We start from the raw sequence: 22,018 nt of genomic DNA on the forward strand, positions 1-22,018 counted from the left end.
ATTTGTATAGAAAGTTTGAAAAACTTTTGAGACAAATGAGGGGCCACATTTTGGGACAATTTCCCTTTCGCTTGACATTAAAAAAAATCGTGCTTCGGCACTAAAAAATTTTTCACGATAAAAAAAACGGGCAGTAGGTCGCAACCTACTGCCCGTTTTAAAGATTGCTTGTTTAGTTTTGCGGAATGTATAAAGGTAAGTGACCAAAGACCATGACGGTTACTACGAAGATGATGAAAACCACAATCGCATATTTAGCCGTTTCTCTTTGCCATTTACCCATATCTAAACCTGTTAAACGTAATAACAAGTAGATGAAGGCAACTAATGGGCTTAATAAGTGGAAGGCTTGACCCATAACAGAAGCTAAAGCCATTTGCATATTCGTGAAGCCGTATTGTTTCCCAGCTTCAGCTAAGACTGGTAACACACCATAGTAAAATCCATCGTTAGATAAGAAGAAAGTCCCTGGTGCGGAAATCAAGGCGATAATTAAGCCCCAGAAGCCGGCTAATTGTTTAGGAATAATTGTGGTGAAGCTTTGTGCTAAAGCGTCAGCCATTCCGGAACCTTGGAAAAAGCCCATGAAGACCCCAGCAGCGAACACTAAGATAACCACTTGCACGGCGTCTCCACCGTTAGCCCCAATCCGAGCTGATTGATCTTTTAAGACTGGATAGTTGAAGATTAAAGCGATACAAGTACCTACTAAGAATAAAAGCAGAGGAGGAACAGCGATGGCACTAATAAAGGAACTAGCAACTAACCAAGCGATTAAAACAATGGTTAAGACGCCATTAAAGATAAAGTTCTTTGGCCGACGAATGGCTAAAGTATCAGGATCAACCACAGTGGTCATTTCATCAATTTCAGCGTCGGTTAATTCTTTAATTCCTAAACGAGCGCGTTCTTTTTTACCCATGCTACGGGCAACAACGAGGATAACGTAAAGGATGGAAATAATCATCCCTGGTAATAAGTAAGTTAAGATATCAGCATCAACATTCAACACACTCATAGCTCGGGCTGTTGGTCCGCCCCAAGGTAACAAGTTCATGATAGTATTTTGTAAAATAACCAAGACGGCTAAGTTCATGAGTTTCATGTCTAATTTTTTATAAATTGGAATAAAAGCAGAACAGCAAATTAAAGTCGTGGTGGTTCCATCACCGTTTAAAGAAACAGCAGCAGCAACAATGGCCGTAGCCATCAAAACTTTCATTGGATCCCCTTTAGCAAAGTGAATCATTTTATTAGTAATTGGATCGAATAAACCAGCATCTAACATGATGGAGAAGTAGAGAATCGCAAAGAGTAACATAATCCCGGTGTTCGCGGTGGTGGCAACACCATCTAAAACGAAATCTCCAATATTCCCTTTGGCGGAAACGCCGAACAGCATGGCAATAATGGTAAAGACCATTGGAATAATAACTAAAGCTGTTAGTGGTGACATTTTCTTTTTCATGATGACAAACATGAAGACGATAATCATCAAGTAAGATAAAATAGTAAGTAACATAAAGGCCTTCCTTTCTTGTTTAAAAGAATTTTTTTTGACGTTACTGCCCCAGAAAAAAAAATTGCTGCTAATATTTTTTGTCAGGTAGCGGTATCGCTTTCAATGGTAGAATAGCTAATTCTCGTAACTTTGACTATTCCTTTTGGGCATTAAGAACAACAAAAAAACATTAAAATTTAGCAATTGTTAATAAATTGTGAATAATTTATAAGCAAATTATTTAATTGGCGAGATTGCACTTTTTCAAAAAAATAATCTTTTTTTCAAGAAGTTCAAAAATAAAAAAAGAACAATTTAAAAACTTTTTTATTGTTAAAAAAATTTGAAAGGACTTTATAATAGAGTTGACAATAAAAATAAAGAAAGGAGCAGACTCTTGGGTATTTTTAGTAGATTTTTCAAGAAAGCTGACCATAAGGAAGAAGTCACCAGTCCGTCGGTGGAAGTCACGGCTAGTGCCGCACCGGCAGAAAAAGACTGGGCTGAACTTGCTGGCTTTATCGCCGCTGACCCGGAAGAATACCGCCTGGTTAGTGTCATTGCTACAGCTGTTGCAGCCGGGGATCATCCTGACAGTCAATTCGTAGTGAAAAAGATTTTAAAACGCAACCCAGAAGCAAAAACAGTGGCCATTATCGCTGCTAGCTTGGCTAGCGAAGTTGCTGAAGACAACCAACTTGTAGTGAAAAGAATTTTAAAAAAAATCAATTAATGGAGGACTTCTCATGTTACGTAAATTCAAAATTAGCATTGACGGTCAAGAATATTTAGTGGAGATGGAAGAAATTGGCGGCGTTCCCCAAGCACCCGTCACCCCTCAAGCACCAGTAGCTGCCGCACCGGTGGCTGCCCCAACACCAGCTCCTGCGGCTCCTGCCGAAACGCCAGCTGCACCAGTGGCTTCAGCTCCTGCCGGTAGTGATGCTTTAACTGCCCCAATGCCCGGGACTATTTTAAAAATCCTCGTGAACCCCGGGGATGCCGTGAAGAAAAACCAACCGGTGATGATTTTAGAAGCCATGAAGATGGAAAACGAAATCGTTGCGCCAACAGACGGTACCGTAGTGGGCATTCACGTTGACAAAGGAGCCATGGTGAACCCAGGGGATCCTTTAATTACTATTCAATAAAGAAAAGGAAGTGCATGGATTGGATACTTTAGTACAAGGTGTTATTGGTTTAGGTGAAGAACCAGGCCGCATCGTCATGATGGTCATTGGTTGCGTCTTAATGTATTTAGGAATTAAAAAGGAATATGAACCAACTTTATTAGTACCCATGGGGCTAGGAACGATTTTAGTGAACTTCCCAAATTCCGGCGTGTTATCAGCCGGGGGTGAAGCGGGTCCTTTCCAAGTGTTGTTTGATGCCGGGATTACGACTGAGTTATTCCCATTACTTTTATTCATCGGGATTGGGGCCATGATTGACTTTGGTCCGCTATTACAAAATCCTTTCTTACTATTGTTTGGGGCGGCCGCGCAGTTTGGGATTTTCTTTACGATTATCGCCGCTGTCTTACTAGGCTTTGATTTAAATGATGCGGCTTCTATTGGGATTATCGGAGCGGCTGATGGTCCAACGTCCATCTTTGTGGCCAACACCTTAAATTCCAAATACATGGGGGCTATCATGGTGGCGGCATACTCTTATATGGCGTTAGTGCCGATTATTCAGCCACCAGCAATTCGCATGGTAACTACGAAACACGAACGGAAAATTCGCATGAATTACCGAGCTGGGGAAGTTTCCCAAACAGCAAAAATTTTATTTCCAATTGTCATTTCAGTTGTAGCTGGTTTAATTGCCCCTGTTTCCTTACCGTTAGTTGGTTTCTTAATGTTTGGGAACTTATTACGGGAATGTGGTGTGTTAGACCGTTTATCTGTAACAGCGCAAAATGAATTAGTCAACATCATTAGTATTTTACTAGGAATTTCTATTTCCGTCCGGATGCAAGCCAACGAATTTTTACAATTAGATACTTTAATGGTTATCGGTCTTGGTTTAGTGGCCTTTGTGATGGACTCTGTGGGTGGCGTCTTGTTTGCGAAATTCTTAAATCTTTTCCGCAAAGAAAAAATCAACCCAATGATTGGGGCGGCCGGTATTTCTGCTTTCCCAATGTCTAGTCGGGTTATTCAAAAAATGGCCACTGAAGAAGATCCGCAAAACTTTATCTTGATGCATGCCGCTGGCGCTAACGTCGCGGGTCAAATTGCTTCAGTTATCGCTGGGGGCTTATTGCTTTCCTTCTTAGCGTAATGAAAGTCTAGATAAAATCAAAGGAGGAACCACAATGTCAGAAGACTTACTCACAGCTTTTCGATTATTACTCTTTGGTTGGGGTGGCGTATTCCTAGTTTTAGGAATTATCTACATCACTTCCATGTTACTAACGAAGTTTTTCCCGGCGCATAAAGCGCAAAAGTAGGTGAATCCTATGTATCCTTTAAAAAGATTATGGTTGGACAAAGACGCCGCGATGCGGGCCAAATGGTCAGAGCTTTTGCAACAAGGTGGTTTAAGTGCCAATGAAACCGTCGATTATACGGTGGGGATTTTTCATGAGGACACCTTGATTGCCACGGGCTCACTTTTAGGAAACATCATTAAATGTGTCATTGTCTGTCAAAAGTATCAGCAAGAAAACTTATTAACGCAAGTGATGACCGCTTTACAAGAACGTTTGCGGGAAGAAAACCAATTGCATAGCTTCGTTTATACGAAACCGAAAAATGAAATTTTCTTCCAGTCTTTGGGTTTTAAGAAAATTGTCGCCACCCAAAATGTGTTGTTTATGGAACAAGGAAGTCCGGACTTTAAGAGCTATCTAGAAAAGTTACAGGCTCTGCGTCAATCAGGGGCAAATGCAGCCATCGTCATGAATGCTAACCCTTTTACCAAAGGGCACCGCTACTTGGTGGAAACGGCCGCTGCGGAAAATAATCACGTCTACGTCTTTGTTTTATCCGAAGATCGTTCCTTATTTTCCACGGAAGATCGGGTGGCGATGGTGAAAGCTGGCGTGGCTGACCTGGCCAACGTTACCGTTTTAGAAACAGCCGATTACCTAGTTTCTAGCTCTACTTTTCCCGATTACTTTTTAAAGGAACACGCCGATTTAGCCAAAGCCAAGGAGCAAGCCACTTTGGATGCGACTTTGTTTAAAGAAAAAATTGTGCCGGTGTTAAATATTACTCGTCGCTACGTGGGGAGTGAGCCTCTTTCACCAGTAACGGAAGTCTATAACCAGGCCATGGCGGCAGTTTTTCAAGGGTCGCCAGTTTTAAAAATCCTACCGCGGAAAGAAATCAACGGGGGAGTCATTAGTGCAACAAAAGTTCGCCAAGCAATGAAAGAAGAGAATCTCGAGCTTTTACAAAGCTTATTGCCACCGACAACTTTTGATTATATGAAGAATCAAAATAAAATTTAGAGGTGAAGAAAGTGGAAATTAAACAAACTGCCGTCGCTGGAACAGTTGAATCTAGCGATATCATGATTACCATTGAACCAAATTCCCAAGAAGAAATTGCCATTTCTTTAGATAGTAGCGTGGAAAAACAATACGGTCCGCAAATTCGGGCCTTGATTACCGCAACTTTAACCAAATTAGGATTGAAAGCTGTTAAAGTTACGGCTGTCGATAAAGGTGCTTTAGATTGCACCATTCAAGCCCGCACGATTACGGCTGCTTACCGCGCTTGCGGCCAAGAAGCTTTTGCTTGGAAGGAGATTGACTCATGGAACGCTTAAGAAGAACAATGATGTTTGTACCAGGTGCTAATGCTGCTATGTTACGGGATGCTACCTTGTACGGCGCTGACTCCATTATGTTTGATTTAGAAGATGCTGTATCGTTAAAAGAAAAAGATTCCGCCCGCGCTTTAGTTCATTTTGCTTTACGGACTTTTGATTACAGCTCAGTAGAAACCGTGGTCCGCATTAATGCTTTAGAAGCTGGTGGCGCACAAGATGTTGAAGCCATGGTTTTAGCTGGCGTAAACGTGATTCGTTTACCAAAAACGGAAACGGCTCAAGATATTGTCGACGTGGATGAAGTGATTACTAAAGTTGAAAAAGAAAACAATATTCCAGTGGGCACCACCCATATGATGGCGGCGATTGAATCAGCTGTCGGCGTTTTAAATGCCCGGGATATTGCTACGGCTTCTGACCGCTTAATCGGGATTGCTTTAGGAGCTGAAGATTACGTTACTAACATGAAAACCCGTCGTTTCCCTGACGGCCAAGAATTATTCTTTGCTCGTAGTATGATTTTACACGCTGCTCGGGCTGCTGGCATTGCCGCTATTGATACGGTCTACTCTGATGTAAATAATCCAGAAGGCTTTAAAGCTGAAGTTACCATGATTAAACAATTAGGCTTTGACGGTAAATCCGTGATTAATCCGCGCCAAATTCCTTTAGTAAATGCAATTTATGCGCCAACAGAAAAAGAAATTCAAAACGCTAAAGAAGTTATTTGGGCAATTCGGGAAGCCGAAGCAAAAGGTTCCGGCGTGATTTCCTTAAAAGGAAAAATGGTGGATAAACCAATTGTGGAACGGGCAGAACGGGTGATTGCTTTAGCTAAAGCTGCCAAATTAATCACAGAGGAGGATTTGTAATCATGGTCTTAAACAAAGTAGGTAGAGAAATTCCCCAAACATACGCTGATGAATATGGCGTTTATGAAGGCGAATTAGCACATATTAAAGATTATCAAGAAGCTAGTCGGAAAGTTCACCCTGTGAAACCGCAAGATTCTAAATTATTAAACAGCATTCATGATGCTATTGTGAAAACCGGCTTAAAAGACGGCATGACCATTTCCTTCCACCATCATTTCCGTGAAGGTGACTTTGTCATGAACATGGTCTTAGCAGAAATTGCGAAAATGGGGATTAAAAATATTTCCATTGCCCCAAGTTCTATCGCTAACGTTCATGAACCGATTATTGATTACATCAAACAAGGCGTGATTACTAACATCACTTCTTCTGGTTTACGGGATAAAGTCGGTGCCGCTATTTCTGAAGGCATTATGGAAAATCCCGTGGTGATTCGTTCTCATGGTGGCCGCGCGCGGGCCATTGCTGCTGGCGACATTCACATTGACGTGGCTTTCTTAGGCGCCCCAAGTGCTGATGAATACGGTAACTCCAATGGGGTTGTGGGTAACGCCACTTGTGGTTCTTTAGGTTATGCCATGATTGATGCTAAATATGCTGATCAAGTAGTCATTATTACGGACCACTTAGTACCATTCCCTAACACACCAATTTCTATTCCGCAAACAGATGTCGATTATGTAGTAACTGTTGATGCCATTGGTGACCCAAATGGGATTGCCAAAGGAGCAACCCGTTTCACTAAAAATCCGAAAGAATTAGTGATCGCTGAATATGCAGCCAAAGTGATTACTGCTTCTCCTTACTACAAAGAAGGCTTCTCTTTCCAAACAGGGACGGGTGGCGCTTCCTTAGCTGTTTCTCGTTTCTTAAGAGAATCCATGATTAAAGATGGCATTAAAGCCAACTTCGCTCTTGGCGGGATTACCAACGCTATGGTGGAATTGTTAGAAGAAGGTCTCGTAGAAAAATTATTAGACGTGCAAGACTTTGACCATCCTTCCGCTATTTCTTTAGGGGAAAATAAAAACCACTATGAAATTGACGCCAACATGTACGCTTCACCATTAAGCAAAGGTTCAGCTATTAACCAATTGGATATCGCAATCTTGTCTGCCCTAGAAATCGACACTGACTACAACGTCAATGTCATTACCGGTTCTGATGGCGTGATTCGGGGCGCTTCTGGTGGTCACTCTGACACAAGTTTTGCCTGCAAGATGTCCATGGTGATTGCGCCTCTTGTTCGTGGTCGGATTGCCACTGTTGTGGAACAAGTCAATACCGTGGTTACACCAGGGACTAGTGTGGATGTGGTAGTTACTGAACTTGGGGTAGCCATCAACCCGAACCGTCCTGATTTAGTGGAAGCCTTCAAGAAATTAGACGTGCCACAATTTACCATTGAAGAATTAAAAGAAAAAGCTTACAGCATCGTTGGTCGGCCAAATCCAATTCAATACGGCGATAAAGTTGTCGCTTTAATTGAATACCGTGATGGCTCCATTATTGACGTTGTTAAAAATGTCTAAGGATGTTTTCCAAGGCACCCCGGTAAATTTAAGTGACATGATGATGGCCCGGGAGAACCGTAGTGCTAAACAGCTGGCGTTACTAACGACAGCGGCTCCTGGCGCTAGTCTCCTGTGTGCCACCATGAATATTCCTGGTGCAATTAAAAATTCTCCTGTTTTAACCGAAGTCTTTTTCTCTTTGTTGCGGGAAGTCTTTCGCAACTTAGGGGAAGACGTCTTGGTGCGGAAAGAAATTTTAGCGAAAAAGACGGGATCAGAATGTTTTGCCGTTTTAAATTTAGATCCGGTAACTTTAAAAGAAAAAATGATTGCCATTGAGAGCAACCATCCTTACGGGCGGCTCTTTGATTTAGATGTTTTATTTTTAAAAGATGGTCAAGTGACGGGGCTAAGTCGTACTGCGATTGGCTTTGCTCCCCGGCGCTGCCTGATTTGTGAGGAAGACGCGAAAGTTTGCGGTCGTGCCCGCCGACATTCCGTTTTAGAAATGCAAGGAAAAATTGCAGAAATAATTAATAAAGGAAAAAACTAACATGGCAAAAAAAATACGTTTCATGGAAACAGTTCTTCGCGATGGTCAACAAAGCCAAATCGCCACTCGAATGCCTACTTCAGATATGTTGCCTATTTTAAAAACCATGGATGAGGCGGGATATTACTCCTTAGAAATGTGGGGGGGCGCCACCTTTGACTCCTGCATCCGTTTCTTAGATGAAGACCCTTGGGAACGACTTCGTCAAATACGGAAAATCGTTAAAAATTCTAAGTTACAAATGCTGTTACGAGGACAAAACCTTTTAGGCTACAAACACTATGCTGATGACGTGGTGCGGGACTTTGTGGAAAAATCCATTCAAAATGGGATTGACGTCATTCGTGTTTTTGATGCGTTAAATGACGTTCGCAACTTACAAACCGCCATCACCACCGCTAAAGAAGCTGGCGGCCACTGTCAAACCGCCATCTCTTATACCACCTCTAAAATTCATACGCCGCAATACTTTGCGCAATTAGCCAAAGAAATGGCTGCTTTAGGAGCCGATTCCATTTGTATCAAAGATATGGCCGGCGTTTTAACGCCAGCCACTGGTTTTGAATTAGTGAGCCGGATTAAAGATGCAACAGACTTACCTTTAGAAGTCCATACCCATGCCACCGCTGGTATTTCAGAAATGACTTACTTAAAAGTTGTGGAAGCTGGCGCTGATATTATCGATACGGCGATTTCTTCTTTTTCCGGTGGGACGAGTCAACCAGCAACGGAATCTGTGGCTTTAGCTTTAGAAGGTTTAGGCTATGATACCGGGCTTAATATGGATAAAGTTTCCTTAGTTGCCGAACATTTTAACCAAGTGCGGGATAAATTCCGCAATGAAGGCAAATTGAATCCGAAAGTTAAAGACACTGAACCTAAAGCTTTAATTTATCAAGTACCGGGCGGCATGCTTTCCAACCTCTTAAGCCAATTAAAAGAACAAGGCTTAGAAGATAAGTACGAAGAAGTCTTAAAAGAAGTGCCAAAAGTGCGGGCTGACCTTGGTTATCCGCCACTGGTAACCCCACTTTCCCAAATGGTGGGAACCCAATCTTTAATGAACGTCATCTCCGGCGAACGTTACAAATTAATTCCCATGGAAATTAAAGATTATGTCCGCGGCTTTTACGGAAAATCCCCAGCACCAATTGATCCTGTGCTGCGGGAAAAAATTATCGGCAACGATGAAGTGATTACTGTCCGTCCGGCTGATTTAATCGCCCCGCAATTACCAAAATTCCGGGAAGAAATTAAACAATATGCCAGAAGCGAAGAAGATGTCTTAATGTACGCTTTGTTCCCACAACAAGCCAAAGATTTCTTAGGACGACGGGAAGATCCATTTTACGACGTACCGGTGCAAAAAGTATCGGTTAAATTAGATTTAGCATAAAGAAAATTTAAAAAGTAGGAATTGTCCTGAGTTTGCCAGGAGGATTCCTACTTTTGTTTTAGCGGTTCATTTTCGGCTGCCGATAGTTTGTTTACAAAGATGAAGTTTCATTTACAAAGGCAAAAGGCGTTGTAGTTTTAGCACGTTTTATATACAATAGAGAAAGAAAAGTTTAAAAGAGGAGGGCCACCAAAATGAACGAAGCTTTACAAGAACGCATCCCACCGCAAAATATTGAAGCGGAACAAGCCGTCTTAGGTTCAATTTTTTTAGATGCGGATCGTTTGGTGGAAGCCCAAGAATATCTCACAGCGGATGACTTTTACAAACGCAGTCACCGTTTAATTTTCCAAAGCATGCTCAGCTTAAACGAATATAATCAAGCCATCGACATTGTGACGGTGAAAAACCAGTTGGAACAAGATAACGTCTTAGAAGATGCCGGCGGTTTAAGCTATTTGTCAGAACTAGCTTTAGCGGTCCCCACGGCAGCCAACATTGTCTACTACGCTAAAATTGTGGAAGAAAAATCCCTTTTGCGGAACTTAATCCAAACGGCCACCAATATTGTGACCCAAGGCTTTGAACAAGGAGAAGATGTCACGGCGATTTTAGACGAGGCGGAACGCAGTATTCTCCAAGTCTCTGAAAAAAGAAATCGCAGCGGCTTTTTAGCCATTGCTGATGTTTTAAACGAAGCGATTGCCAACATCGACCAACTTTACCAAAATAACGAAGAAATCACCGGTTTAGCCACCGGTTATCCGGCCCTCGATAAAATGACCGCCGGCTTACAACCAGAAGAGCTGATTATTTTAGCCGCTCGTCCGGCAGTAGGGAAAACGGCTTTTGCCTTAAATATCGCCCAAAACGTCGGGACTAAAACCGACAAAGCTGTCGCCATCTTTAGTCTGGAAATGGGGGCTGAATCCCTCGTCAACCGGATGTTATGTGCGGAAGGTTCTATTGACGCTAGCCACTTGCGGACGGGCCAACTTTCAGAAGCGGAATGGCAAAATTTAATTATCGCCATGGGGAGTTTGTCCCGGGCCAATATTTATATTGATGATACGCCAGGCATTAAAATTACCGAGATTCGCGCCAAATGCCGCAAGCTGGCCCAAGAAAAAGGTAATCTGGGCTTAATTTTAATTGACTACTTGCAGCTGATTGAAGGCACCGGACGCGAGAATCGCCAACAAGAAGTCTCGGAAATTTCCCGCCAATTAAAAAAATTAGCCAAAGAATTAAAAGTGCCGGTAATTGCCTTATCCCAGCTTTCCCGGGGTGTGGAACAGCGACAAGATAAACGTCCAGTCCTTTCTGATATTCGGGAATCCGGATCCATCGAACAAGATGCCGATATCGTTGCCTTTTTATATCGGGACGATTACTATGAGCGGGAAGGTGGCGACGATGATGACAACGAACACGAAGGCCGTGACAATATCGTGGAAGTCATTATTGAAAAGAACCGGAGCGGTGCCCGCGGTACAGTGGAACTGCTTTTCCTGAAGGAATTTAATAAATTTTCCTCCATTTCCAATATGATGGAGAATTAGCGAAAGAATTCGTTTCTTTCGCTTTATTTTTTGACAACAAGCTATATTGTTCGTGTTTTAATAATAAAAAAAACTTTTAAAAAGCTAACATTCGAATTTTAGTTGCCCTTTTGCTAAAACCTTGTTAGAATGGATAGGGTTATTGACTAATTAAAAAGAGGTGTCAATCATATGTCTTCAGTGGTTGTAGTAGGAACGCAGTGGGGCGATGAAGGAAAAGGAAAAATTACGGATTTCTTAAGTGAAAATGCCGAAGTTATCGCTCGTTATCAAGGAGGGGACAACGCCGGTCACACGATTCGTTTTGATGGCGTAACGTACAAGTTGCATTTGATTCCTTCTGGGATTTTTTACAAAGAAAAAATTAGCGTCATTGGTAATGGCGTCGTGGTGAATCCAAAATCCTTAGTGACAGAATTAAATTATTTACACGATCATGGTGTGGTGACGGACAATTTGCGGATTTCCGATCGCGCCCACGTTATTTTGCCTTACCATATTTTGTTGGATCAATTGCAAGAAGATGCCAAAGGGGACCAAAAGATCGGGACTACTATTAAAGGCATCGGACCAGCGTACATGGATAAAGCTGCTCGCGTGGGGATTCGGATTGCTGACTTATTAGATCGAGAAATCTTTGAAGAACGCTTAAAAACCAACTTGGCGGAAAAAAATCGCATCTTTATGCGGATGTACGACCATGCACCATTAGCATTCGATGACATTTTTGAAGAATACTACGCTTATGGTCAAGAAATTAAAAAATATGTGACGGATACTTCCGTTATTTTGAATGATGCTTTAGACAACGGCAAACGCGTCTTGTTTGAAGGAGCACAAGGAGTAATGTTGGATATCGACCAAGGAACTTATCCTTTTGTAACGTCTTCTAACCCCGTTGCTGGTGGTGTGACGATTGGTAGTGGTGTCGGTCCTTCTAAAATTAATAAAGTTGTCGGCGTATGTAAAGCATACACCAGCCGGGTTGGCGATGGACCATTCCCAACTGAATTGTTTGACGAAGTCGGTCACCAAATTCGCGAAGTGGGACATGAATACGGCACTACAACTGGTCGCCCTCGTCGAGTAGGGTGGTTTGACACGGTCGTGATGCGCCACTCGAAACGCGTGTCAGGCATTACTAACTTATCTTTAAACTCCATTGATGTTTTAACCGGTCTTGAAACGGTAAAAATTTGTACAGCTTACGATTTAGATGGTGAATTGATTTACCATTATCCAGCCAGCTTAAAAGAACTTTCCCGTTGCAAACCAGTGTACGAAGAACTTCCTGGTTGGACGGAAGATATTACCCAATGTAAAACATTAGCCGAGCTACCAGAAAATGCTCGCAATTACGTGCATCGCATTTCTGAATTAGTCAACGTCCGCATCTCTACTTTCTCAGTAGGACCAGACCGGACCCAAACTAATGTCTTAGAAAGTGTTTGGGCACAAATTTAATTTTTCATTGTTAACAGGAAGACCTCCCCTAGCTTTTGTGGCTGGGGGAGGTTTTTTGATGAAAATGTTCAGTTGTTTCCATTTTGGCAACAACTGAATTTTATCGGGAACCAAGCAAGTTTATTTTTAATCGTCTGGAATTGCAAACGGTTAAAAGTGAATGCACCAAATATAAAATTTATCGCTCATTTATCGCTCGTTTATCGCTTGAAAATGAGCGATAAATTTATTTTTAGCGTATAATAAAAAGAAAAACCTAGGAGAAAAAGATGAAGCCACCATTTTCTATTACCAATAACATGTTGAATAAAGTTGTGGAAATTTCTAAAGTTATCGGTAATTTAGAATTTCAAGTGGAACGCAATTTAAAGTTGCGAAAAGAAAATCGAATTCAATCGATTCACTCTTCGTTAGCTATTGAAGCAAATTCTCTCTCTTTAGAACAGGTGACGGCTATTATTGCTGGAAAACGTGTACTAGGGAATCCTAAAGAAATTCGGGAAGTAAAAAATGCTTATGATGCTTACGAAGAAATTTTAACTTTCAATCCTTATCGTCAAGAGGACTTTTTAAAAGCTCATTCCCTGTTAACTACGGGTATTGTTCAGGAAGCGGGGCAATATCGGCAAAAGGACGTGGGTATTTTCGATGATTACGGGAATGTTGTTCATATGGGTGCACGCCCGCAATTTGTCGGCAACTTAATGACGGACTTGTTTCAATGGGGAGTAACAGATGATACGCCAGAAATTATTAAAAGTTGTGTTTTTCATTATGAAATTGAAACGATTCATCCTTTTGCTGACGGTAATGGTCGGATGGGTAGACTATGGCAAACGGTTATTCTTGCCAACTGGCATCCAATATTTGCTTGGCTCCCGGTTGAAACGATGATTTATGAACATCAGAAAGAATACTATGAGACACTGGGATTTGCTGACCAAGAGAATGAATCAAATATATTTATTGAATTTATGTTAGCCATTATTCTGGAGACACTGCAAACTTATCAAACAAGTGTGTTACCCATAGCAAAAGCGGCAGTAGAAATTCCAATAGGATTAACAGGAGCTGCTGGTCAAGCTTATCCTTTGTTGAGAAAATATTTATTAGAGCACGAGCAGATTCAAACTGCCACAGCAGTTAAACTTCTTGGCAAATCAGCGGCAACAGTTCGCAAGTATTTAGCTAGTTTTGTTTCTTTAGGTCTTTTGGAAGCTCATGGCGGGAACAAAGATCGGACGTATTCTTTGAAAAAAAGTGAATAATTAGATAGGAGTATAAATATGGCGACATCCATTGAAGTAAATAAAAAAAGTGTGAAACAACTGTTAGAAACTGGGAAAAGAAGTAAATTTGTCATTCCTGAATACCAACGGCCTTATGCTTGGACTGAAGAGCAGACACAGACGCTCTTTGATGATTTAGTAGAGTTTACAGAAAATAATAGTGAAAACAACGAAAATGATAGAGGCACTTACTTTTTAGGGGCAATTGTTGCTTATGAGAATGAAAAGGGTGAGCAAGAAATTATCGATGGTCAACAAAGAATTACTTCATTGTTTTTATTGTTGCGAGCATTGTATGTCAAATTGGAGCAAAGCACAGAAAAGAAAGCTATTTATTTAAGAAGTCAAATGGAGCCGGCATTATGGGAACAAGATAATTTAACTGGCGAAGTAAAACAAGATAAAGTTCTAATCAGCTCACGCGTAATGGGGAATGAAGGGAACACAGAGTTCAGTGAAATTTTACAGACAGGTTCCATCAATCCAAACTCTTGTAGTAACTACACAAAAAATTACCAACTTTTTCAACAACTGTTAGAAACATACGCTGCAAAAGATCCTATCGCCTTTTACTACTTCATTAACAATGTTTTAAATAAAGCGATAATGCTCCCTATCACGGCAGATTCACAGGATACTGCTTTAACGATTTTTTCGACGTTAAATGATCGTGGTTTAGCTCTTTCAGATGCAGATATTTTTAAAGCTAAAATTTATAATCATTTGCCCCAAGCTGAAAAGAAAATTTTTATTGAAAAGTGGCAACAACTAGATGAAGATGCTACGGATGTTGGTGAAAGTATTCAAAAACTCTTTTATTATTATATGTTTTACTTGCGCGCATTAGAAAACGACCGCAAAACTACTACTCCAGGTATTCGTAAGTATTATTCCAAAAACAATTTTGAAAAATTATACCAAGAAGAAGTCTTAGATGATTTAAGTACGATTCTTAACCTTTGGATTGTAGTGAATAATAAAATTGAAATCGAAAATCAGTCTTGGTCTCAAAATATGGCCATTAGACAAGCTTTAGATGCTTTGGATTCCTATCCTAATGAATTTTGGAAATATCCAGTAGTGAATTATTACTTGAAATATCATCAACAATCAGATTTTGAGAATAACTTTTTGAAATTTTTACAGCGTTTACTGGCTGTTTTGGCGGCAAGATACATTGTTACCCCTACAATTAATGCAGTTAAAGGGGGTATTTTAAATCTCAACGCCGAAATTATGAAATCCCCCACACCGAAATTTGATTTTAGTAGGATTAACGAGCAACAGTTAAAAGAAAAAATTAAAGATGCCCATCGCAATACGGTACGGATGATTTTAAAAATATTGGCTTATCAACATCAAGAAAAGTTATTGCCTGAAAAGTGGGAAATTGAGCACATTTTACCGCAAAAGTGGCAAAATAGTTACTTTTCGACAAGTTCAGATGAAGAAGTAAAAGAAATTGTGGAGCATATTGGCAATAAGATTCCCTTTGAAAAGAAATTGAATATTGTAGCCTCCAATGGTTACTTTGCTAAGAAGCAAGCTAGTTATGAGCAGTCAACTGTTACTATTTTGTTAGAATTATCCAAAAGCCATCAAGATTGGGGCTTAAGTGATATTCGAGAACGAGATATTAGAATTTCTGATGAATTATTTGCGCTATTAAGTAGTTGGGGGCTAAATCAAACGGATGTAGTACAACCGCAGCTGATTCCTATCCCAGAAAAAAATCGTGAAGATTATCAAAAGTTTATGGAGATATTTCGCAAAGAAGATAGCAATGAGACGCGTCAACAATTTTTAGTGATGTATGATAATAAGAAGTAGTACTGCGTTGAAGCTTTGAAATTTTTTGTAATTAGTTGTATAGGTTTAATTGCTTATCAATGGTATACTGTCATTACTAATAGCGGTGTTGCTTTGCGGAGCGCACTTAAAAGCGGTGAATTCGTTCACCGCTTTTTTTACAATTAAGGAATTATAATTTTTTGAAGGGGTACAAAGGCTGTTTTGACAGTGCTTGTACCTCTTTTCATATGGTTAAATTTTTCCGGATAGTTGGGTAAACGTAAAAATAGTAATCCGCCTAAAAATTATTTTAATAGAGGGCATTTCAGAATCTTTTGCGTATCTTCTTTGTAAGAGGACAAAATGATGTCCTTGCTATCGTTCAGGTGTAGTTCACATGGACTTTGGTCACCTCCGAAGCAACAATCAACGAATTCTAGAAAAGTTGGTGCTGAAGGAGGCGGATGCCAATGAAAGAATCGCCGGGAAGCGGGAAAGGTTCTAAAAATGCTGGAAAGCATTTGGCACATTTTAATCATCATTAAGTTGATGATTGAAATCGCCCATGAACTAAAAAAAGACCCTAAAGAGTAATCTTTAGAGTCGCACTCGGCCATTGCCATGTAGAAACTGGAAGAGACACCCCAAATGTCTTTTCCCTACACCTGAATTATAGCAAGGGCAATTTTGAAAAGCAAGTAGCTGCGACAAGGGAGACTTCTAGGTTTTCCGGAAAGACTTTTTTCTTTTTTATGTTCGCTTCTATTCGCTAACAACTTCAAACTATTCCCCCGCCAACGCCTCTTGGTTTCCTGCAACAAACGCACTCAGTTGTTCTTGAAATAATTCATTTACTGTCGCTTCAGGAATAAATGCGCTGTAATCAGCGTCGGCAGCTAAGGTTTTCAGTTGGGTGACGCTACCGTCTGACCAATATTCGCCGCGGAACAGATAGCTTTGGCAGGTGTCTTGGTCTTGATATGTAAAGACGCCAAAAATTTTGCGACCGTCGTAGGCGGTAACACTGACGCGAGTTTGGTCAGTGGGGGCTTGGGTAAGTTGGCGCAGTTCCTCTTCTAAAGTCGCGAGGTTAATCGTCACTGCCGCCGTGGCGGTATTCTTTGTTGTGGGTAATTGGCGGCGCAAACGTAAGGAGCTAGCCAAGAGGACGAGATTAAACGCCAAGATAGCAAAGACGAGGATGTAAAAAGTTTTCTTTTTCATGATGGACCTCCAAACTTACGGGAACGCACGACAGAGCAGGACTACAAGGTTAGTGTATCATGTTTAAATTGTAAAGAAAACGGTTTCATCAAGAGAAATTCTTTTTAAGTGGGAGACAATTTGCTATGATGAACACGACAAGAGAAATGGGGTAAGATAAATGACATATGGCATGATTGCGACGTGGGAAATGGCTTATGATGGCTTACAAAAGGGGTTAGCCCACTTGAAAAATTCAGGTACCGCTGCGGATGCTTTAGAAAAAGCAATTTGTGCGGTGGAAGATGAACCGACTTTTCAATCGGTGGGTTATGGCGGGTTGCCTAATGCGCAAGGCGTGGTGGAAATGGATTCGGCCTACATGGATGGTAATACTTTTCAACTAGGGGCCGTAGCGGGCATTACTGACGTGAAAAATCCCATCAAAGTGGCCCGCAAGTTAAGTCACGAAAAGTTTAATAGCTTTTTAGTGGGGGCCGGCGCCACAGCCTACGCTAAAGAAGTGGGCTTTACTATGACGGAAATGCTGACGGAAAAAGCGGCGCAAGCCTACCAAGAACGGTTAAAGGCGATGGCGGAAAGTAATCTCAGTCCTTATGACGGCCACGATACGGTGGGGATGGTGAGCTTGGATGACACAGGCTCCATGGTGGCCGGCACTTCAACTTCAGGTCTTTTTATGAAACGTCCTGGACGGGTGGGGGATTCGCCTCTTGCCGGTTCTGGGTTATATGTGGACGCTGAAGTGGGGGGCGCGTGTGCCACGGGTCTCGGGGAAGATTTAATGAAGGGCTGTCTTTCCTACGAGATTGTCCGCCTAATGAAGGCTGGCTTAACGCCACAAGCAGCGTGTGATGAAGCTGTTTATAGCTTTGATGCGGAACTGACGAAACGTTACGGTAAAGCCGGAGCGTTTTCCTTAATTGCCATGAATAACACTGGTGATTGGGGTGTAGCTACCAACGTGGAATTTACTTTTGTGGTGGGGAACGTGAATCAAGAAGTGACACTTTATACCGCGCGTCCTGATAATCAGGGCGGCACCATCATTCAAGCGCAATAATAAAAAAGTAAGGACCTTGAGGATTACGCCTCAAGGTCCTTTTTGCATCACTATAAGTTTCTACCAATATAATGCAAACATCTCTTAAGATGCTGAAATGAATTCGTTTTCTAAAATCGTTATAATGAAGGGGAGTATTGCAGAGCTTAGAGGAGGGTTATCATGAGTATTCAAACAACGACACAATATATCCAAGGACTGATTGACGCTTGTCCGGTGGGGGGCACAGTGACACTACCTGCTGGCGAGTACGAGATTGGTTCTATCTTTTTAAAAAGTGCCATGACGCTAGTTTTAAATGAAGATGTTTGTTTAAAAGGCAGTCAACAGTTAGCAGACTATCCGCAAATTGCCACCCGTATTGCCGGCATTCGCATGACGTGGCCGGCGGCGTTAGTGAATGCCATTGATTGTCACAATGTCACCATTTGTGGCCAAGGTAAAATTGACGGCCAAGGAAAAATTTGGTGGCTGAAATTTTGGGGTGCAGATCAAAAAAGCGCTATGTTAGCCGACTATGAAGCTAAAGGTCTCCGCTGGAACGTGGATTACGATTGCCAACGCCCCCGCAATATTTTGCTACAAAATTGTCAAAAGGTGACCTTAGCTGATTTTACTTCACAAGATTCTGGTTTTTGGAATACGCAAGTTTTAGACAGTCGCCACGTTACGTTAGAAAAACTCACCATTAAAAATGGCCAAGGTCCTAGCACCGATGGCATTGACATCGACTCTTCGGAAGATGTGGTGGTGGAGGGCTGTTATGTAGAATGCAATGACGATAATATTTGTATTAAATCTGGCCGTGGTTTAGAAGCGCAGGCAGAAGGGCACACCACTAAAAACGTCACCATTAAAAATTGTCATTTAGGCGCCGGCTCCGGGATTACTTTAGGCAGCGAAGTTTCTGGTGGGATTGAAGACATCACGATTTGTGATAATTATTTTGATCACACGGGTGTGGGCTTCCGTATTAAATCTTCCCGCAATCGTGGCGGCTACATTAAAGATATTCACGTAAAAAATCTCACCATGAAAAATGTGCAATATCCTTTCCGTTTGATGTTGAATTGGTTCCCGGCGTATAGTTACTCTGGCCCGGTGGAAGATATCGCGGCGATGCCGGAACATTGGCAAAAAATTATCGCTGACGTCAAAGGTCCAGCGGGTTTAACGCAGGTCAGCAACCTCCACATTGAAAAAGTGACCGCCGATTTTGATGACATTCCTCTTTCCTGTGGTTTTTATTTAGAAGGAAATTTGGAAGAACCCATGACCGGCATCACCTTTAAAGATCTGGACCTCACCGTCTCCGAGTTTGGCAAAATTACCGGCGTAACGGATTTGTCTTTTAACAATGTCAATATTAAAATTAAAGCAGAAACAGCAGAAAAGGAGCACAGTTATGAGCGATAAAACATTTTACAATTTAGGCGCACGGGGCCACGACATTACCACAGCGGCGGGCTTTGAAGATTTAGCGGCAAAATTAGCTAGCCAACGGATGCCTAACGTCCAATTAGCTTTAGGTAAATCTTTTCCTAATTTACCCACGGAAGGCGCTAACTTGAGCCCCGGTTTTGGCACGTACGTGAAAAATATTTTAGGACAAAAAAATATCCAAGTGGCGATTTTAAGTTGCTACATTAACATGATTCACCCTGATGAAGCGGTGCGGGATGAGCTTTTAAGTAAGTTTGAAGCTTACGTCAAATACGCCCGCTACTTTGGCGCTCCCATGGTGGCTTCAGAAACTGGCGGCGTTTTCCCCGAAATTAAATACACGGAAGAAAATTTCACCCCCGCGGCCTTTGCCAAAGTCGTTTCATCCGTGAAACGTCTCGCCCAAGCTGGGGAAAAATATCAGACCTTTATCGGTGTCGAACCCGGTCGCAACCATCCTATTTATTCCCTAAGCAAGATGCAAGAACTCTTGACGAAAGTCAACTCCGATTACGTAGGCGTCGTCTTGGATCCTACTAATTTAATTAGCGGTGAAACCTATTTAGAACAAGTTACCCTCGTAGAAAAAGCGTTCGCCATGTTTGGTGATAAAATTATCGCCTTTCACTTAAAAGATTTCGTCGTGACAGAAACAGGTGGCATCAAACCCGTCAACTTTGGCGATGGCGTCATGAAAAGAGACGAGATTTTAAAAATTATCGCCCGTCACAAACCTTATCTACCAATTATTTTAGAAGAAACCAAAGACGACGCTTTAGGCAACGCCATGGCGACGGTGAATGGTTAAAAAAATTCCCACTAGGAAAAAACTAGTGGGGATTTTTTTATTTGTAAAACCCACCACCTGTCTGTACAAATTTAAAAATAATGGCATAATAGAGACAAGTTGCAAAAATTTGTCTGTAAAGGAGCACTTATGTTAGCGAAATATCAAGTGATTGCCCAGGAATTAAAAGAAAAAATTCAAGCCGGGGAGCTGCAAAAACAGGACAGCTTACCCTCGGAGTTGAAGTTGCAAGAACACTATCAAGTGAGCCGAGCGACAGTGCGGCAAGCGTTAAATGTTTTGGTGAAAGAAGGCTATATCGAAAAAACCAAAGGCGCCGGTAGCTTTGTGATTGATGCTTACCAAAAGCCACGGGTGACACCAGGGCTTAAAACCATTGGCGTCATTATGACGTATTTATCGGACTATATTTTTCCCGACATTATTCGGGGGATTGAAAAGGAATTGCGGCAACAAGGTTATGGCCTGTTGCTAGCCAGCACTAACAATGATTTCCAACAGGAAGAAGCGTGTTTGCAAAAGATGTTGGCTTACCACGTAGATGGTTTAATCGTGGAGCCCACCAAAAGTAATGAGTTTAATCCTAATCTTTCCTATTATTTATCTTTAAAAGAAGCGGGGATTCCGGTGGTGATGATGAACGCCAGCTACGAGGCGTTGAAGTTACCGAAAGTTGTCCTCGATGATGTCTTAGCCGGTCAACAAGCGACAGATTATTTATTGCAAAAAGGGCACCGGCACTTAGCACTGCTCTCTAAAACGGACGATTTACAAGGAAAGTTACGGTTAGAAGGATTTATCCACGCCCACGAAAAAGCCCATCTAGCTTTTCAACCGAGTGCGGTGGTGCCTTTTACCACGGAAAATCGTTTGGCAGTAGTGGAAAGTTTGGCGCAACGTTTGGCGGCAGTCGATAACATCGTGACGGGGGTTGTGTGTTATAACGACGAGTGCGCTAATTTACTGGTGGAAGCTCTCAGCACCCACGGTAAAAGGGTGCCGCAAGATATTTCCATTGTGGGGCTAGACGATTCCAATTTGGCCGTCACAGGAAGAGTGCCTTTAACTTCTATTGCCCACCCGAAAGAGGCGATGGGGATTGCCTGTGGCCAGTGGATTATTGAAGCGGTCAGCAAACAAAAAATCGGTGGCGACATTCTTTTTACCCCGAAAATTATTCAGCGGGATTCCGTGCGCAAGCTGTAAAACCTATTGTTTTGAAAATCAAATTTTTTCTTGTATAATAAAGGTCAATATTAGTCAAACGAAGGAATGATTTCCATGAGTAATCGCAATACTTCAGACTTGATTGAGGCTTATTTGAAGAAAATTTTAGCCGGCAATGACCAAGTTGAGATTCGGCGCAGTGAGATGGCGGAGTTGTTTCAATGCGTGCCTTCCCAAATTAATTATGTGATCAATACCCGCTTTACTACCCAACAAGGCTATCAAGTGGAAAGTAAACGCGGTGGGGGCGGCTATATTCGCATCGTTAAGTTACGTTTTTCCGACCAACGGAGTTATTTGAAGCAGCTAAAACGAGCTGTCGGTAAAATGATGACGGCTAAAGAAGCGCAACTTTTGTTACAGCAACTTTATGAGGAACAATTGATTACGAAGCGGGAAGGCAATTTATTTTTAGCCACCTTAAGTCCCCAAGTATTGGGGATCTTTCAAGAGGAAAATTACTTACGGGCGCACCTGATGCAAGCTTTTTTGGAGCGTCTTAGTTATGAAGATGAGGAGTGATGA

General features: G+C 41.7%; 21 protein-coding genes. 19 read left to right on the forward strand and 2 right to left on the reverse strand.

The features are described 5' to 3' along the window. Positions 1-172: 172 nt before the first annotated feature. Positions 173-1,522 carry a CitMHS family transporter gene (locus tag FFM57_RS06040; protein WP_137599633.1) on the reverse strand — a complete coding sequence of 450 codons (1,350 nt, stop codon included), beginning with the start codon at positions 1,520-1,522 and terminating at the stop codon, positions 173-175. A 376-nt stretch (positions 1,523-1,898) separates the two neighbouring features. On the opposite strand from FFM57_RS06040, the gene FFM57_RS06045 reads away from it, so the two are divergent. From FFM57_RS06045 to FFM57_RS06105, 14 genes are all read left to right on the forward strand, one after another. Then, complete coding sequence (locus FFM57_RS06045; protein ID WP_137599634.1) at positions 1,899-2,234, forward strand: cupin domain-containing protein; 336 nt, start codon at positions 1,899-1,901, stop codon at positions 2,232-2,234. Positions 2,235-2,247: 13 nt separating this feature from the next. After that, positions 2,248-2,652 (forward strand): acetyl-CoA carboxylase biotin carboxyl carrier protein subunit, encoded by a 405-nt coding sequence (locus tag FFM57_RS06050; RefSeq protein ID WP_137599635.1) that lies wholly within the window; start codon positions 2,248-2,250, stop codon positions 2,650-2,652. A gap of 19 nt (positions 2,653-2,671) precedes the next feature. Next, positions 2,672-3,787 (forward strand): sodium ion-translocating decarboxylase subunit beta, encoded by a 1,116-nt coding sequence (locus FFM57_RS06055; RefSeq protein ID WP_137599636.1) that lies wholly within the window; start codon positions 2,672-2,674, stop codon positions 3,785-3,787. Between the two features lie 34 nt (positions 3,788-3,821). Then, positions 3,822-3,956, forward strand: coding sequence for an OadG-related small transporter subunit (locus tag FFM57_RS10040; RefSeq protein WP_281275734.1), 135 nt, complete (start codon positions 3,822-3,824; stop codon positions 3,954-3,956). 9 nt (positions 3,957-3,965) lie between these two features. Continuing rightward, positions 3,966-4,961 carry a [citrate (pro-3S)-lyase] ligase gene (citC, locus tag FFM57_RS06060; protein ID WP_137599637.1) on the forward strand — a complete coding sequence of 332 codons (996 nt, stop codon included), beginning with the start codon at positions 3,966-3,968 and terminating at the stop codon, positions 4,959-4,961. A gap of 11 nt (positions 4,962-4,972) precedes the next feature. Beyond that, positions 4,973-5,281 carry a citrate lyase acyl carrier protein gene (gene citD / locus FFM57_RS06065; RefSeq protein ID WP_137599638.1) on the forward strand — a complete coding sequence of 103 codons (309 nt, stop codon included), beginning with the start codon at positions 4,973-4,975 and terminating at the stop codon, positions 5,279-5,281. After that, a complete protein-coding gene (gene citE / locus FFM57_RS06070; RefSeq protein ID WP_137599639.1) occupies positions 5,269-6,156 on the forward strand; it encodes a citrate (pro-3S)-lyase subunit beta in 888 nt (295 codons plus the stop codon). The genes citD and citE overlap by 13 nt, the downstream gene beginning before the upstream one ends. A 2-nt stretch (positions 6,157-6,158) precedes the next feature. After that, positions 6,159-7,691 (forward strand): citrate lyase subunit alpha, encoded by a 1,533-nt coding sequence (gene citF / locus FFM57_RS06075; protein WP_137599640.1) that lies wholly within the window; start codon positions 6,159-6,161, stop codon positions 7,689-7,691. After that, positions 7,657-8,226: a citrate lyase holo-[acyl-carrier protein] synthase gene (citX, locus tag FFM57_RS06080; protein ID WP_137599641.1), complete on the forward strand. Its 570-nt coding sequence runs from the start codon at positions 7,657-7,659 to the stop codon at positions 8,224-8,226. The genes citF and citX overlap by 35 nt, the downstream gene beginning before the upstream one ends. Before the next feature lies 1 nt (position 8,227). Beyond that, the gene (locus FFM57_RS06085; RefSeq protein ID WP_137599642.1) at positions 8,228-9,622 is read left to right on the forward strand and encodes an oxaloacetate decarboxylase subunit alpha; all 1,395 of its coding nucleotides are present in this window, start codon (positions 8,228-8,230) and stop codon (positions 9,620-9,622) included. 194 nt (positions 9,623-9,816) lie between these two features. After that, positions 9,817-11,184 (forward strand): replicative DNA helicase, encoded by a 1,368-nt coding sequence (gene dnaB / locus FFM57_RS06090; RefSeq protein ID WP_137599643.1) that lies wholly within the window; start codon positions 9,817-9,819, stop codon positions 11,182-11,184. Between the two features lie 171 nt (positions 11,185-11,355). Next, complete coding sequence (locus FFM57_RS06095; protein WP_137599644.1) at positions 11,356-12,648, forward strand: adenylosuccinate synthase; 1,293 nt, start codon at positions 11,356-11,358, stop codon at positions 12,646-12,648. 269 nt (positions 12,649-12,917) lie between these two features. Then, on the forward strand, positions 12,918-13,916 hold the full coding sequence (locus FFM57_RS06100) for a Fic family protein (protein ID WP_137599645.1): 999 nt from the start codon (positions 12,918-12,920) through the stop codon (positions 13,914-13,916). Between the two features lie 18 nt (positions 13,917-13,934). Continuing rightward, positions 13,935-15,767 carry a DUF262 domain-containing protein gene (locus FFM57_RS06105; protein ID WP_137599646.1) on the forward strand — a complete coding sequence of 611 codons (1,833 nt, stop codon included), beginning with the start codon at positions 13,935-13,937 and terminating at the stop codon, positions 15,765-15,767. A gap of 744 nt (positions 15,768-16,511) precedes the next feature. Here FFM57_RS06105 and FFM57_RS06110 read toward each other — a convergent pair. Next, positions 16,512-16,952, reverse strand: a complete 441-nt coding sequence (locus tag FFM57_RS06110) for a hypothetical protein (RefSeq protein WP_137599647.1) — start codon at positions 16,950-16,952, stop codon at positions 16,512-16,514. 160 nt (positions 16,953-17,112) lie between these two features. Between FFM57_RS06110 and FFM57_RS06115 the strand changes: the two genes are divergently transcribed. The 5 genes from FFM57_RS06115 to FFM57_RS06135 all read left to right on the forward strand — a co-directional run bounded on the left by FFM57_RS06115 (position 17,113) and on the right by FFM57_RS06135 (position 22,015). Then, a complete protein-coding gene (locus tag FFM57_RS06115; protein WP_137599648.1) occupies positions 17,113-18,015 on the forward strand; it encodes a glycosylasparaginase in 903 nt (300 codons plus the stop codon). Between the two features lie 162 nt (positions 18,016-18,177). Further along, on the forward strand, positions 18,178-19,431 hold the full coding sequence (locus tag FFM57_RS06120; RefSeq protein WP_137599649.1) for a glycoside hydrolase family 28 protein: 1,254 nt from the start codon (positions 18,178-18,180) through the stop codon (positions 19,429-19,431). Next, the gene (locus tag FFM57_RS06125) at positions 19,421-20,266 is read left to right on the forward strand and encodes a sugar phosphate isomerase/epimerase family protein (RefSeq protein WP_137599650.1); all 846 of its coding nucleotides are present in this window, start codon (positions 19,421-19,423) and stop codon (positions 20,264-20,266) included. The genes FFM57_RS06120 and FFM57_RS06125 overlap by 11 nt, the downstream gene beginning before the upstream one ends. Before the next feature lie 129 nt (positions 20,267-20,395). After that, complete coding sequence (locus tag FFM57_RS06130) at positions 20,396-21,472, forward strand: GntR family transcriptional regulator (protein ID WP_137599651.1); 1,077 nt, start codon at positions 20,396-20,398, stop codon at positions 21,470-21,472. Between the two features lie 75 nt (positions 21,473-21,547). After that, positions 21,548-22,015, forward strand: coding sequence for a CtsR family transcriptional regulator (locus tag FFM57_RS06135; protein WP_137599652.1), 468 nt, complete (start codon positions 21,548-21,550; stop codon positions 22,013-22,015). Positions 22,016-22,018: the final 3 nt, after the last annotated feature.

The sequence above is a fragment of the Enterococcus nangangensis genome (assembly GCF_005405245.1).
Classification (GTDB): domain Bacteria; phylum Bacillota; class Bacilli; order Lactobacillales; family Enterococcaceae; genus Enterococcus_J; species Enterococcus_J nangangensis.

What these genes read in the sequence shown, in the direction of transcription:
- FFM57_RS06040 (WP_137599633.1), bottom strand. Translation starts at nt 1,522, where the DNA reads ATGTTACTTACTATTTTATCTTACTTGATGATTATCGTCTTCATGTTT.
- FFM57_RS06050 (WP_137599635.1), top strand. Translation starts at nt 2,248, where the DNA reads ATGTTACGTAAATTCAAAATTAGCATTGACGGTCAAGAATATTTAGTG.
- FFM57_RS10040 (WP_281275734.1), top strand. Translation starts at nt 3,822, where the DNA reads ATGTCAGAAGACTTACTCACAGCTTTTCGATTATTACTCTTTGGTTGG.
- citC (WP_137599637.1), top strand. Translation starts at nt 3,966, where the DNA reads ATGTATCCTTTAAAAAGATTATGGTTGGACAAAGACGCCGCGATGCGG.
- citE (WP_137599639.1), top strand. Translation starts at nt 5,269, where the DNA reads ATGGAACGCTTAAGAAGAACAATGATGTTTGTACCAGGTGCTAATGCT.
- citF (WP_137599640.1), top strand. Translation starts at nt 6,159, where the DNA reads ATGGTCTTAAACAAAGTAGGTAGAGAAATTCCCCAAACATACGCTGAT.
- citX (WP_137599641.1), top strand. Translation starts at nt 7,657, where the DNA reads ATGGCTCCATTATTGACGTTGTTAAAAATGTCTAAGGATGTTTTCCAA.
- FFM57_RS06085 (WP_137599642.1), top strand. Translation starts at nt 8,228, where the DNA reads ATGGCAAAAAAAATACGTTTCATGGAAACAGTTCTTCGCGATGGTCAA.
- dnaB (WP_137599643.1), top strand. Translation starts at nt 9,817, where the DNA reads ATGAACGAAGCTTTACAAGAACGCATCCCACCGCAAAATATTGAAGCG.
- FFM57_RS06095 (WP_137599644.1), top strand. Translation starts at nt 11,356, where the DNA reads ATGTCTTCAGTGGTTGTAGTAGGAACGCAGTGGGGCGATGAAGGAAAA.
- FFM57_RS06100 (WP_137599645.1), top strand. Translation starts at nt 12,918, where the DNA reads ATGAAGCCACCATTTTCTATTACCAATAACATGTTGAATAAAGTTGTG.
- FFM57_RS06105 (WP_137599646.1), top strand. Translation starts at nt 13,935, where the DNA reads ATGGCGACATCCATTGAAGTAAATAAAAAAAGTGTGAAACAACTGTTA.
- FFM57_RS06110 (WP_137599647.1), bottom strand. Translation starts at nt 16,952, where the DNA reads ATGAAAAAGAAAACTTTTTACATCCTCGTCTTTGCTATCTTGGCGTTT.
- FFM57_RS06115 (WP_137599648.1), top strand. Translation starts at nt 17,113, where the DNA reads ATGACATATGGCATGATTGCGACGTGGGAAATGGCTTATGATGGCTTA.
- FFM57_RS06120 (WP_137599649.1), top strand. Translation starts at nt 18,178, where the DNA reads ATGAGTATTCAAACAACGACACAATATATCCAAGGACTGATTGACGCT.
- FFM57_RS06125 (WP_137599650.1), top strand. Translation starts at nt 19,421, where the DNA reads ATGAGCGATAAAACATTTTACAATTTAGGCGCACGGGGCCACGACATT.
- FFM57_RS06130 (WP_137599651.1), top strand. Translation starts at nt 20,396, where the DNA reads ATGTTAGCGAAATATCAAGTGATTGCCCAGGAATTAAAAGAAAAAATT.
- FFM57_RS06135 (WP_137599652.1), top strand. Translation starts at nt 21,548, where the DNA reads ATGAGTAATCGCAATACTTCAGACTTGATTGAGGCTTATTTGAAGAAA.